We start from the raw sequence: 12513 nt of genomic DNA, 5'->3' as shown, positions 1-12513 counted from the left end.
AGGGAGATATAATTCATTAAGGAAACAAGTCTAACTTTAGAAAGTTATACTTCCTTTCCTTAATGAATCCATTTATTTGTCGCTTTTTCATATTCTATCAATTCCTCATCTTTAAAAAACAAAGCAATTTCTCTGGCAGCACTTTCAAATCCATCTGATCCGTGAATGACATTTTTGCGCATTACTACTCCAAAATCACCACGAATAGTACCTGGCAGTGCTTCCAGCGGATTTGTTTTCCCCATCATTAAACGTGCTTTTGCTATCACATCTTCCCCTTGCCATACCATGGCAAAAACAGGACCAGAAGTAATAAACCCGACTAAATCAGAAAAGAATGGTTTTTCAACATGTTCTTGATAGTGTTTTTCAGCTAACTCTTGTGAGATATGCATTAGTTTAGCACCAACTAACTGAAAGCCTTTTTGTTCAAAACGTTCGATAATTTTGCCTATTAGATTCCTTTGTACACCATCTGGCTTTACCATTAAAAACGTTCTTTCCATAAACTCACTCCCTATAAGAAAAGCGCAGGCGCCTTATCCTCATGCTTGAACACCCTTCTAATATTTCCGTTTCCCAATATATTTCGCAATTTGAATTAGTGCATTTTTGGACTTGTTATTCGGCAGAGATTCAATCGATTTTAATGCCTTTTCTAAATATAAATCACTAATTTTTAAGGAGCGCTCTACCGCATCTGAATTTTTAATAAGATCAATGATTTCTTGTAGCTGTTGTTTTTCTATGTCTTCATTCACCGTTATTATTTTATCGCGAAGCGCCTTATTTTCCATCGCAAAAAGAACCGGCAATGTAATATTTCCTTGCAGTAAATCCCCTCCAGCAGGTTTTCCTAACACTTTTTCTGTTGCGACAAAATCAAGGACATCATCAATAATCTGAAAAGACATTCCCACATAATAACCAAATTGATAAAGTTTTTTCTGATACTTTTCTTCGACCCCGGAAACAATGGCACCGACTAAAGAGCTTGCAGAAATTAAAAGGGCTGTTTTTCTTTTTATTCTGCGAAAATAATCTTTGATATTTTGATCAAAACGATATTTATCTTTTATTTGCTGAATTTCTCCAATACAAACTTCTACAATAGTATTTGCCAATACTTTATGCGCAGCGGTGTTTTCCAATTCACTCATTACCTCTAATGATCTGGCAAATATATAATCTCCTGTATACATGGCGACTTTATTATCCCATTTAGCCTTTATCGTTGGTTGTCCTCTGCGCAAATCAGCGTCATCGATTACATCATCATGAACTAAAGACGCCATATGTATTAATTCAAGCGAAACAGCAGCTTTTTTTATAACAGATAAATCATAATGACCAAATTTTCCTGCCAGCAATACAAATATTGGTCTAATTCTTTTTCCCCCTGCTTGCAAAAGATGCAAGGAAGATTCACGTAATAAAGAAGAATCAGCATTGACTGTTTCTTCTAGTGTCTTTTCAATCAATTCAAGATCTGAGTTCAAAAATGAATACATCATTTTTAATTTCACAAACAACTCACCTGTCTTTTACCTTCTATACGGATTATGCTCGTACAGAAACCTTATTTTTCTTTATGTCCTATATGAACGGCTGCAACCCCTCCACTGTAAGGTTTGTATGATACGTTTATTAATCCAGCTTGTCTAAACATATTAGCAAGTTCCTTCATTCCTGGAAAATCGCGTGCTGATTCTTGCAGCCAAGAATATTCTTTATAGCTTTTGGCAAACAGCTTGCCAAATAGAGGCATCACAAACCGAAAATAAAAATAGTAGCCTTGTTTAAAAACAGGCATCGTTGGCTGAGATGTTTCTAAACACACAACCATTCCTCCTGGCTTTACCACTCTTTTCATTTCTTTTAACACTTGCAAATAGTCTGGAACATTTCGTAAACCGAAGCCAATTGTTACATAATCAAAATGATTATCAGGAAATGGAAGCTCCATCGCATTGCCATGTATTAATTGTATATTTGCATATTTTTTTGTCTTCTCTTTTCCGATACTCAGCATATTTTCACTAAAATCTAGACCGGTTACATTGCCGTTTTGGCCGACAGCATCTGCCAAGCTAATGGTCCAATCAGCAGTACCACAGCAAACATCTAAAGCAGATGAACCTTTGGACACATTCATTTTTTTCATTGTATCTTTCCGCCAAATTTTATGTTGCTGAAAGCTAATCAATGTGTTCATTTTATCATAATTACCATAAATTTTTTCAAAAACATGGTGGACTTTCTCTTCTTTTGATTGCTGTTCCTGCATGGTATTACCCTTCTTCCACATACGTTTGTTATTGTTTACATTAATAAGAAAAGTGGAGGCGCCTTGCTTAGCCCCGAAGAAAAATGTTCTTCCTTGCTCAAAAAGTGCTCTTTACTTTTAGAGCCAAGAGGTTATCTTTCACAGGGGCTAGGCGCCGGAGCTAGACAGTTATCTAACTTGAAAAATTTTATACTTTCTTATCTGCTATGAAAAGCACAGGCGCCAAGCTAGACACCTGTAGAACTTCAAAATTTTACACTTTATTATCTTTTAATATGAGCTGAACCTTATTTTTTACTAAGCTGTTAATGGATGCTGGCAGCAATTCTGCTGCTTTTTTTAATTGATCACATAGAGCAAGCAAATGCTTTTCTACTATAAAATGAACATTGGATTGCTGTTTATCTTTTGCTGTCGTATTGTCTAATAGCAATATATCAATCACATTAGACTTCCCCGTTTTTAAGTATGTATTTTTTTCTTTTATTAATTTATTGATTATTAATAAAGAACGAGAAAAAGCCTTCCACTCTTCTAATTGAAAACGGGTAAATAGTTTATCTAACAATATATACTCTACTATTTCTATACTTTTAAACAATTGAAAACTATTTTTTTGCTTTTTTTGATAAAGCATGATTTTATGTTCGTTTATTTCCTTAATAGCTTCAGCAAACATTTTGATCATAAAAGTATCCTCAGCATCAGCCAACAATTTATAATAATGGCCACTGTAATAATCTCCTGCTAATACAGTCAGCTGCCTAGTCTTTTCCATTCCTTTGCTGCTGTTATTTGTTACAAGTTCATGGGTATCAAGGGCAATTTGAATTAATATAGTCGTAGTCGCGTATATTTCTACTTCTTTATCTGACAGTTTCGATTCTTGTAAGGCCGCAACTATTAAATAAAGTTTATCCTCATCCATACTCGGTTCAGGAATATGTTGAAACAAATACGCATTAGCTATTTTTTTAAAAACTTTTTTTCTTACATTCTCCACCATTTCTTGTGTTATTGCCATGTTATCACCCTTGTTCCCCTAATAATTATATTCTATTTCTTTTTGTGTAATGCTGTTTTCGTATAGATTGTTGCTTTTAAACGCGCAGCCTGAATACACTTCGCTTTCCGCGGGCGAGCGTCGAGCCTCCTCGTCGCATACGCTCCTGCGGGGTCTCGTCTTTCTCGCATTCCCACAGGAGTCTACGTGTATGCAGACTGCTAAGAAACCTTTTCCAAATGTTTATGTAAAAAACAACAAACTTTGAGAAAACAGCCTTATATAAAGACCCGATAATTATAACATAAAAAAGTGTTTTAATTTATAATTGCTTTGAAACTGCAAAAATCCATCTAAATTAGAGGGGATCAATTAAAAAAGCTCACGTCCTGTGAGCAAAGTTGAATTCACCACACCCTGTGAAAGTCCAGAAAATAGGCTTCACTGCCTAACTTCTCTTTTTAGCTTCCTGCTTATTTTAAAAAGGATAGCACTTCTGCTCTTGCATCAGGATTAGCGGCATATTTTCCACGTACAGCAGTAGTAATTGTTTTTGTACCCGGTTTATTAACCCCTCTCATCGTCATGCACATATGCTCTGCTTCAATTACAACCATCACCCCATGAGGTTCTAGCATTTCATTAATTGTATCCGCTACTGTTGTTGTAATCCTTTCTTGCAGCTGTGGTCTTTTTGCGACCGATTCAACTGCTCTTGCTAATTTACTTAGCCCGGTCACCTTTCCGTTTCTTGGAATATACGCTACGTGAGCTAATCCATAAAAGGGAACTAAATGATGTTCACACATGCTATAAAAGGGAATATCTTTTACTAGCACCAACTCTTCATGATCTTCTCCGAAAATTGTTTGAAAATACTCTTTTGGATCTTCTTGTAATCCAGAAAAGATTTCACTGTACATTTTCGCAACCCGTGCAGGTGTATCTAGTAAACCCTCTCTATTAGGATCTTCTCCAATTGCTTCTAAAATTAATTTTACAGCATCTTCAATTTGCGCCAAGTTTACTTTAGCCATTCTTTTTCCTCCTAAAGCCTTTCATTCCGTTTTCCTCTACTCATATTAGCATAATCGACCACGTAAAACTATGAAAGGTTAACCCATAGAATAATTTTGTGTAGTCCTTTCACTTTTTATAAGGAATCTATCATTATTTCCAGTTAGCTTTCTTAAAAATACATATAATAAGGAGAGTAATCTAAAAGTGGAAGTTTGTCGACTGTTTATTTATGCTCAAGTGGTATTTTATTCGTAGGTTGTCTTTATATCCATCGGCACTAGTACATTTTTGTACATCAAAGCGAGTCAAAAAAGTAAAAGGCGCTTTAGCATTCTGTATTTTTGACCATTGAGAAAGTGGAGTATTTCCTCTTACCGCCATCTACCTTCAAACATTTTATACTTCTTATCTCTCAAACAGAAAAACCGCGAATAATCGCGGTTTTCATTTAAATACGTTGCAATAATGTATGTAATTACTTCACTGCGTCTTTAAGTGCTTTACCTGGTTTAAAAGCAGGAACTTTGCTAGCTGCAATTTCAATTTCTTCACCTGTTTGAGGATTGCGTCCTTTACGTGCTGCACGCTCACGTACCTCAAAGTTACCGAAACCGATAAGTTGTACCTTATCCCCATCTTTTAATGCATTTAAGATTGTATCGAAAACAGCATCAACTGCTTTAGTAGCATCTTTTTTTGATAATTCACTTGCTTCAGCAACTGCATTAATTAATTCTGTTTTGTTCATGCCTTTCACCTCCTCCCAAAAGTTTCAAATAAATCTTCACATTCATTTCCTATCATTATTTGTAAACAATTTTTCGGAATTATATACGTCATCCCGAACTTTTTCTTAAACATGGACTATAATAGTGCATGTATGAGAATAAATCAAGTAAAAAGCTAATACTCTACCTTTAAAAAAAGCGTTAAGTTGCTTATGTGACGCTAATTCCTTTAAAAGATTATCATAATCATTAAATCTTATCAAGAAATTTTATCTTAAATGGCGAGAAAACCCCCGTTAACCACAAAAAAGAACCCTTAATAGAGTTCTCCTAAAGTATAATAGCAATTAATCCTCCCGATCCTTCGTTAATTATTCTTTCAAGCGTTTCTTTTAACTTATATCTCGCATTTTCTGGCATTAAAGAAAGCTTTGCTTGTATACCTTCCCGTACGATGGAACTCAAGCTTCTTCCAAATATATCAGAATTCCAAATGGATAATGGATCATCTTCAAAGTCTTGCATTAAGTATCTAACAAGCTCTTCACTTTGTTTCTCTGAGCCTATAATTGGAGCAAATTCTGATTCTACATCCACTTTTATCATATGAATGGATGGAGCTACAGCTTTCAGTCTTACACCAAAACGGGATCCTTGTCGAATAATTTCCGGCTCATCTAAGCTCATATCAACTAAAGAAGGCGCTGCAATTCCGTAGCCTGTTTGCTTTACCATTTTTAATGCATCTGAAATTTGATCATATTCTGTTTTCGCATGAGCAAAATCTTGCATCAGTTCTAATAAATGATCTTTCCCTCTTATTTCTACACCAACAATCTCCTTTAAGATTTCATCATATAGTTCATCAGGTGCAAAAAGATCAATTTCTGCCACCCCTTGCCCCATTTCAATACCAGCTAATCCAGCTTTGTCAATAAACTCATAATCACTAAATTGCTGAACCACTCGATCTACATCTCTTAATCTTTTAATATCTTTTACTGTTTCTTTCACCGCATCTTGATAGTTATCGCGCAGCCAGTGATTTTCTCGCAGCACCATTACCCAACTTGGTAAATTTACATTTACTTCTAATACCGGGAATTCAAAAAGAGCCTCTCTCATTACATTTAAGACATCAGACTCTCTCATACTTTCCACACTCATCGCAATCACCGGGATATCATATTTTTCCGTCAGTTCCGCTCTCAGCGCTTCTGTATTTGGATGAAATGGTTGCGCACTATTAATGATCATAATAAACGGCTTACCAACCTCTTTTAATTCCTCTATTACACGACTTTCTGCTTCTAAATAATTACTTCTTGGAATATCTCCAATCGTACCGTCTGTTGTAATGACAACGCCAATTGTACTATGTTCTTGAATAACCTTTCTTGTACCAATTTCAGCTGCTTCATGGAATGGAATAGGCTCTTCATACCATGGTGTATTAATCATTCTCGGACCATTTTCATCCTCATAACCCTGTGCTCCAGGAACAGTATATCCAACACAATCGACAAGTCTTATGTTAACGTCTAATCCTTCATCAACGGTTACGGAGGCAGCTTGGTTTGGAACGAACTTCGGTTCTGTTGTCATGATTGTTTTTCCTGCAGCACTTTGTGGCAGCTCATCTTTGGTACGTGTACGGTCTCCTTCATTTTCCATATTAGGGATTACGACAAGTTCCATAAATTTTTTTATAAAAGTTGATTTTCCAGTTCGAACAGCACCTACTACTCCTAAATAAATATCGCCGCCCGTTCTTTCGGCAATATCTTTAAAAATATTGACCTTTTCCAAGTGATCCCCTCCTGAACTTTCCCTAGCATATGGGATGGTAAAATACTATATGACAATATATATTTATGACGTTGTCCTATCTCTTTATGACTGATTTTATAAAATTCCCTCCTCCTACATATATTTTCATTCCGTATTCCGTTAACGAAAGATCGTCATACTTATCATGTAAAGTTTTCGTTTATCATTCAAACCGGCAATGATCCGTTTTTTTACATGTCATTATTTTTGTGGCTGTTTTCGTATAGATTGTTGCTTTTAAAATCGCAGCCTGAATACACTTCGCTTTCCGCGGGCGAGCGTCGAGCCTCCTCGTCGCATACGCTCCTGCGGGGTCTCGTCTTTCTCGCATTCCCGCAGGAGTCTACGTGTATGCAGGCTGCTGAGTACTTCTTTCCCCATTTTTTCACATAAAAAAACAACAAACTTTGAGAAAACAGCCTTATTTATACTCAAGTTCATCAATTAGCCTTTAAGAGGTTTTTCAATATCTATCTAACTTGAGACTTATAAATTCTGGTAAAAATTAAAAAAACCTTCTCTTCAATATATTCTTGAAAAGAAAGGTTATGACATTTTCCTATAAAATCTAGAATAAAAAAATACCAAAATAAAGTAGGGGAAACTTTATTTTGGCAATCATTGACTATTGTACCCTAACCCTGTTCAATCCACCAGGTTGCTTCGTTGCATTGTATGCTGAGCCTTTTAAATCGCTTCATTAAAATGCCTATTTTCTTTGAAAAAATACAGTTTTTTTTTACGTTCATTCTATGTACTGGGAGGCAAGGATGTTTAAAAATCTTCCATCTCATGCGTTTTGCCTCTTTCCATTAAACTGTCAACTGCATCCTTTGCATTTCCGCCATTAAAGAGCACATTATACAAGGCAGTAGTGATCGGCATTTCAACTTGATATTTCTGTGAAAGCTGGTAGGCAGCTTTTGTTGTCCGGATTCCTTCGACAACCATTCCCATATTCTCTAATACTTCCTCAAGGGCACAGCCTTTTCCTAAAAGGTTTCCTGCCCTCCAGTTTCTTGAATGAACACTTGTACAAGTTACGATTAAATCACCAATTCCTGTTAATCCAGCAAATGTTAATGGGTTAGCACCCATTTTCGTTCCAAGCCTCGCCATTTCAGCTAACCCTCTTGTAATCAAAGCAGCTTTTGCATTGTCGCCATATCCTAAACCATCTGTAATACCTGCGCAAACAGCGATAATATTTTTTAATGCTCCGCCTATTTCTACGCCAATAATGTCAGGATTCGTATATACTCTAAAATTTGAATTAATAAATAAGTCTTGGACTTTTTCTGCTTCTTCCATGTTTTTAGACGAAACAGTAACAGTAGTTGGATGACGTAAACTAACTTCCTCTGCGTGACTTGGACCAGAAAGTACGACAATGCTTTTTATCAAGTCAGCAGGAATTTCTTCTTCCATAATTTCAGAAATTCGCAGCAATGTCTCAGGCTCAATCCCTTTGCTGACATGAATAAATGTTAGTGGTTTCTTAATAAAGCTTAGCATTTGTCCGATTACTTCACGTATTGCTTTTGTAGGTACAGATAATACAATATAGGAAACATCTTTTAACGCTGCTTCTATAGAAGTAAAGCCATGTACTTCTAGTGGAAGAATAATACCTGGCAAATACTTTTTATTTTCATGATGTTGATTTATTCCATCTATTGTTTGCTGATTTTTCCCCCATATTTGGACCGTATGTCCATTATCGGCAAGTACTAATGATAATGCGGTTCCCCAACTACCTGCACCTATCATTGCAATTTTATTTTTCCCGTCAGCCATTTTTAACACCTCTTTTTATTTTCGTTCTCTAGCAAAGATTTTAATTGGTGTCCCTTCAAAACCAAAAGCATCCCTTATTCGATTTTCTAAGAAACGTTCATAAGAGAAATGAAGCAGTTCTGGGTCATTTACAAAAACAACAAATGTTGGAGGGCCAACAGCTACTTGTGTTGCATAATAAATTTTTAATCGCTTTCCTTTGTCTGTTGGAGTTGGATTCATTGCAACCGCATCCATAATGACATCATTTAATACACTTGTTTCGACGCGGCGTGAATGATTTTCACTAGCCAAATTTATCATTGGAATAAGTGTATGAATACGTTTTTTCGTTTTTGCAGATAAAAATACAATTGGAGCATAATCTAAAAATAAGAAATGTTCGCGAATATTTTGTTCAAATGCTTTCATTGTTTTTTCATCTTTTTCGACTGCATCCCATTTATTGACAACAATAATAACCGCTCTACCTGCTTCATGAGCATAGCCAGCAATCTTTTTATCTTGCTCAATAATTCCTTCTTCACCATCGATTACAACTAATACAACATCCGATCTTTCAATGGCTCTTAATGCACGAAGCACACTGTATTTTTCAGTACTTTCGTACACCTTGCCTTTTTTTCTCATTCCTGCAGTGTCAATAATGACATAAGGATCTCCGTTCACTGTTACTTGAGAGTCAATTGCATCCCTTGTCGTTCCCGCAATATTACTTACTATCACTCGCTCTTCACCAAGAATAGCATTTACTAATGAAGATTTCCCAACATTTGGTCTTCCAATTAAAGAAAACTTGATGACGTCATCACCATATTCCTTTGTTTCTCTTTTCGGAAAATTCTTTGCTGCTTCATCTAATAAATCACCTAATCCTAAGCCATGAGAACCTGAAATAGGTACTGGTTCACCAAAACCTAACGAATAGAAATCATAAATCTGCTCTCTCATTTCAGGATTATCAATCTTATTAACAGCAAGTACAACAGGTTTTTTCGCACGATATAAAATCTTTGCTACTTCTTCATCTGCAGAGGTTACCCCTTCTCGACCATTTGTGATAAAGATAATTACATCCGCTTCCTCAATAGCAATTTCTGCCTGCAGTCTGATTTGATCTAAAAATGGCTCATCGCCTATATCAATTCCACCTGTATCAATTAAATTAAAGTCATGATTTAACCATTCTGCCGAGCTATATATACGATCCCTTGTTACTCCCGGAATATCTTCTACTATCGAAATACGTTCTCCAACAATTCTATTAAAAATAGTGGATTTGCCTACATTCGGCCTTCCAACTATTGCAATTACCGGTTTTGCCATCCTTTTCAACCCTTTCTTTTATGCTAAAATTCCTATAATACCTATTGTCAAAAGTAGAAATTAGCTCCATCCATATATCCGATTAGTTCAAACCAACAATAGGGGATGGAAGAATACCCCTGTTGGATGTTTCACTTTATCAAACGCTTAAAGGTGTCCCCCAATGGGCATCCTCCAACTTTCTGATTAGAAAGTTGGATTAGATCCCGTATACTAGGACACCCTCTAACTTATTTATTTTAACAAAGTGCTATATGACTAGCAAGAATAAACAGAATAAAAGAACAGACTTTTAATGTATTCATGATAGTTTTTGCTTTTCTTTTTCCATCATATAAATATGCTGTTCCCATTTTGCAAGATACTCTTTCACGATGTACAACGTGATAATGGAAGTAATGCTAATTAGTAAACAATCAAAAAAATGCAACGTTCCAATTGAATAAAAAACATGATACGGCTTCAAAAGCAATGCAAACAATATGTCGCCATTTATACTTCCAAAAAGGATTAACATTATTTGTTTAACAGGATTGCTATATAAAACCCTTGCTAGGATCATTAAAAAAATAGCTAACATCCAGTTTTGATTAAAAAGCATCCATACAGGGTCAAGAATTGCCAATAATTGAAACGTACAATAGGCAAGCATGGTTAAAAAAACACAAATAAAAAAGGAAAATATAGCTGTTTTTCTTAAACTTGCAGCATATATAAATAGAACTCCTAAAATTATCAATAATAACCAGGAGATAGTAAAACCCCCAACATTTAATTGATAGGGAGATATAATGATAGCTAGCAATAAACAAACAGAATAAGCAAAACGATATTTATTCTCTTTTTTCATAAAAAATGTAGTAATAATCCAAAGCACCCAAGTACACCAATAAAATGATGCCCCATCCATTTTCTCACACTCCTCCTCTTCATTATGGCTCTTTCTATAAACTTTAAACGAAAATGAATAATCTTCTGTAAATTTATCATCCTAAAAGAGGACAGACTAATAGTAGGAGGTGTTAGGAATGGGAAGAGACAGACAAGAAAAGAAGTTGAAAAATAGTAAGCGAGTGGAATCAGATCGCGATCAAGCATTGCATTATCCAGGTGCAACTAAAATGCAAAGCCCAGAAGAAGCCAGGGATTTAAACGATAATAAATAAACTTGTTTATAGCAAATTGAAACTTTGATAAACCGGGTGTGATCTTCCCCTTAAAAAAGAGAGAGCAAGCAATTCGTTCATTGCCGCTCTCTCTTTTTACATAGATTATTTCTTTAGTTTTTTAAGCTGCTCCCCAATCATATCTCCTAATTGGAAACCTTTTGACTCTTCAGGCAACTCATAAACCTCTTCATCATCTTGTTCTTTTTCTGTCAATTCTTTAATGCTTAATGAAAGACGCTGTTCTTGTTCGTTAACATCTAACACTTTCACTTGAACTTCCTGACCCTCTTTTAATACTTCATGGGGTGTACCAATATGTTTATGGGCAATTTGTGAGATATGCACAAGTCCTTCCACACCAGGGAATACTTCAATAAATGCACCATAAGATACTATTCGTTTAACTGTTCCATCAAGGATGCTTCCCACTGCTGCTTTTTGGGCAATTTGTGCCCATGGTCCTGGCAATGTATCCTTTATCGATAACGAAATGCGATCATTATTTCGATCAACACTTAATACTTTTACATTTACTTCTTGCCCTTCTGATACAACATCAGAAGGATTGGATATATGTTCATATGATAATTGAGAGATATGAACTAATCCATCAATTCCACCTAAATCGACAAATGCACCAAAATCGGTAATTCTTTGAACTACACCTGAAATCGTTTGACCGACTTCTAATGAATCAAGTAAATTTTGTTTTTGTTTGCTTTTCTCTTCTTCAATTACAGCGCGATGGGAAAGAATTAAACGATTTTTATCTTTTTCTAATTCTACAATTTTAAAAGAGATCGTTTGTCCTTTATAGTCAGAAAAATCTTCTACATAATGTGCCTCTACTAAGGAAGCAGGAACAAATCCTCGTACACCAAGATCTACTACTAACCCGCCCTTTACTACATCTTTTACTTCTGCTTCAAATATTTCACCAGATTGAAACTTTTCTTCTAAACTATCCCAAGCTTTTTCCGCATCTACTTTTCTCTTAGATAAAACAAGTGCTTCTTCTTCTACTTTGATAACTTGAAGTTCAAGTTCATCCCCTTCAGAAACAACATCACTCGCTTTTTCAATATGCAGACTAGATAGCTCACTGATCGGGATTAGTCCATCCAATTTACTATTTTGAATTGCAACAATTACTTGTTTTTCTTCCACTTTTGTAACTTGTCCAATTACGTTTTGTCCTACCTCAAAATTATTTACAACAATATCATTTAATTCTTCAGACATATGTACTCCTCCTTATGCTTCACTAAACTAAAAGTTTAAAACAATCTAGTCAGGTTTCAAACCTAAAATGGTTTATCGACAAATATTTGTTTTCTTAGCCGCTCTCCTTCT

At 35.4% G+C, this 12513-nt stretch carries 12 protein-coding genes; 1 reads left to right on the top strand and 11 read right to left on the bottom strand.

Going from position 1 to position 12513, the window contains the following annotated elements:
* Window positions 1–59 precede the first annotated feature (59 nt).
* The 10 genes from ndk to ACTYA4_RS05280 all read right to left on the bottom strand — a co-directional run bounded on the left by ndk (window position 60) and on the right by ACTYA4_RS05280 (window position 10901).
* Complete coding sequence (gene ndk, locus ACTYA4_RS05325; protein WP_443479969.1) at window positions 60–506, bottom strand: nucleoside-diphosphate kinase; 447 nt, start codon at window positions 504–506, stop codon at window positions 60–62.
* A 57-nt stretch (window positions 507–563) separates the two neighbouring features.
* The gene (gene hepT / locus ACTYA4_RS05320) at window positions 564–1526 is read right to left on the bottom strand and encodes a heptaprenyl diphosphate synthase component II (protein ID WP_445505574.1); all 963 of its coding nucleotides are present in this window, start codon (window positions 1524–1526) and stop codon (window positions 564–566) included.
* 53 nt (window positions 1527–1579) lie between these two features.
* The gene (locus tag ACTYA4_RS05315; RefSeq protein WP_443479971.1) at window positions 1580–2287 is read right to left on the bottom strand and encodes a demethylmenaquinone methyltransferase; all 708 of its coding nucleotides are present in this window, start codon (window positions 2285–2287) and stop codon (window positions 1580–1582) included.
* 253 nt (window positions 2288–2540) lie between these two features.
* The gene (locus tag ACTYA4_RS05310; protein WP_443479972.1) at window positions 2541–3311 is read right to left on the bottom strand and encodes a heptaprenyl diphosphate synthase component 1; all 771 of its coding nucleotides are present in this window, start codon (window positions 3309–3311) and stop codon (window positions 2541–2543) included.
* 452 nt (window positions 3312–3763) lie between these two features.
* Window positions 3764–4327: a GTP cyclohydrolase I FolE gene (gene folE / locus ACTYA4_RS05305; protein WP_443479973.1), complete on the bottom strand. Its 564-nt coding sequence runs from the start codon at window positions 4325–4327 to the stop codon at window positions 3764–3766.
* Window positions 4328–4785: 458 nt separating this feature from the next.
* Window positions 4786–5058, bottom strand: a complete 273-nt coding sequence (gene hbs / locus ACTYA4_RS05300) for a non-specific DNA-binding protein Hbs (protein WP_016203034.1) — start codon at window positions 5056–5058, stop codon at window positions 4786–4788.
* A gap of 310 nt (window positions 5059–5368) precedes the next feature.
* Window positions 5369–6847 carry a stage IV sporulation protein A gene (gene spoIVA / locus ACTYA4_RS05295; protein ID WP_443479974.1) on the bottom strand — a complete coding sequence of 493 codons (1479 nt, stop codon included), beginning with the start codon at window positions 6845–6847 and terminating at the stop codon, window positions 5369–5371.
* A gap of 795 nt (window positions 6848–7642) precedes the next feature.
* The gene (locus tag ACTYA4_RS05290) at window positions 7643–8665 is read right to left on the bottom strand and encodes an NAD(P)H-dependent glycerol-3-phosphate dehydrogenase (RefSeq protein ID WP_443479975.1); all 1023 of its coding nucleotides are present in this window, start codon (window positions 8663–8665) and stop codon (window positions 7643–7645) included.
* 15 nt (window positions 8666–8680) lie between these two features.
* A complete protein-coding gene (gene der, locus ACTYA4_RS05285) occupies window positions 8681–9991 on the bottom strand; it encodes a ribosome biogenesis GTPase Der (protein ID WP_443479976.1) in 1311 nt (436 codons plus the stop codon).
* A 301-nt stretch (window positions 9992–10292) separates the two neighbouring features.
* Window positions 10293–10901, bottom strand: coding sequence for a YphA family membrane protein (locus ACTYA4_RS05280; protein ID WP_443479977.1), 609 nt, complete (start codon window positions 10899–10901; stop codon window positions 10293–10295).
* Window positions 10902–11019: 118 nt separating this feature from the next.
* Between ACTYA4_RS05280 and ACTYA4_RS05275 the strand changes: the two genes are divergently transcribed.
* Entirely contained in the window at window positions 11020–11157 is a 138-nt protein-coding gene (locus ACTYA4_RS05275; RefSeq protein WP_443479978.1) for a YpzI family protein, read from the top strand.
* A gap of 105 nt (window positions 11158–11262) precedes the next feature.
* On the opposite strand, the gene rpsA is transcribed toward ACTYA4_RS05275, so the two are convergent.
* On the bottom strand, window positions 11263–12402 hold the full coding sequence (gene rpsA / locus ACTYA4_RS05270) for a 30S ribosomal protein S1 (RefSeq protein ID WP_443479979.1): 1140 nt from the start codon (window positions 12400–12402) through the stop codon (window positions 11263–11265).
* Between the last annotated feature and the right edge of the window lie 111 nt (window positions 12403–12513).

This window comes from Niallia yueguangensis (genome assembly GCF_052663115.1).
The sequence above is the reverse complement of the archived record's forward strand: the minus strand, read 5'-3'. Positions and strand labels throughout refer to the sequence as shown.

What these genes read in the sequence shown, in the direction of transcription:
- ndk (WP_443479969.1), bottom strand. Translation starts at nt 506, where the DNA reads ATGGAAAGAACGTTTTTAATGGTAAAGCCAGATGGTGTACAAAGGAAT.
- ACTYA4_RS05315 (WP_443479971.1), bottom strand. Translation starts at nt 2,287, where the DNA reads ATGCAGGAACAGCAATCAAAAGAAGAGAAAGTCCACCATGTTTTTGAA.
- ACTYA4_RS05310 (WP_443479972.1), bottom strand. Translation starts at nt 3,311, where the DNA reads ATGGCAATAACACAAGAAATGGTGGAGAATGTAAGAAAAAAAGTTTTT.
- folE (WP_443479973.1), bottom strand. Translation starts at nt 4,327, where the DNA reads ATGGCTAAAGTAAACTTGGCGCAAATTGAAGATGCTGTAAAATTAATT.
- hbs (WP_016203034.1), bottom strand. Translation starts at nt 5,058, where the DNA reads ATGAACAAAACAGAATTAATTAATGCAGTTGCTGAAGCAAGTGAATTA.
- ACTYA4_RS05290 (WP_443479975.1), bottom strand. Translation starts at nt 8,665, where the DNA reads ATGGCTGACGGGAAAAATAAAATTGCAATGATAGGTGCAGGTAGTTGG.
- der (WP_443479976.1), bottom strand. Translation starts at nt 9,991, where the DNA reads ATGGCAAAACCGGTAATTGCAATAGTTGGAAGGCCGAATGTAGGCAAA.
- ACTYA4_RS05280 (WP_443479977.1), bottom strand. Translation starts at nt 10,901, where the DNA reads ATGGATGGGGCATCATTTTATTGGTGTACTTGGGTGCTTTGGATTATT.
- ACTYA4_RS05275 (WP_443479978.1), top strand. Translation starts at nt 11,020, where the DNA reads ATGGGAAGAGACAGACAAGAAAAGAAGTTGAAAAATAGTAAGCGAGTG.
- rpsA (WP_443479979.1), bottom strand. Translation starts at nt 12,402, where the DNA reads ATGTCTGAAGAATTAAATGATATTGTTGTAAATAATTTTGAGGTAGGA.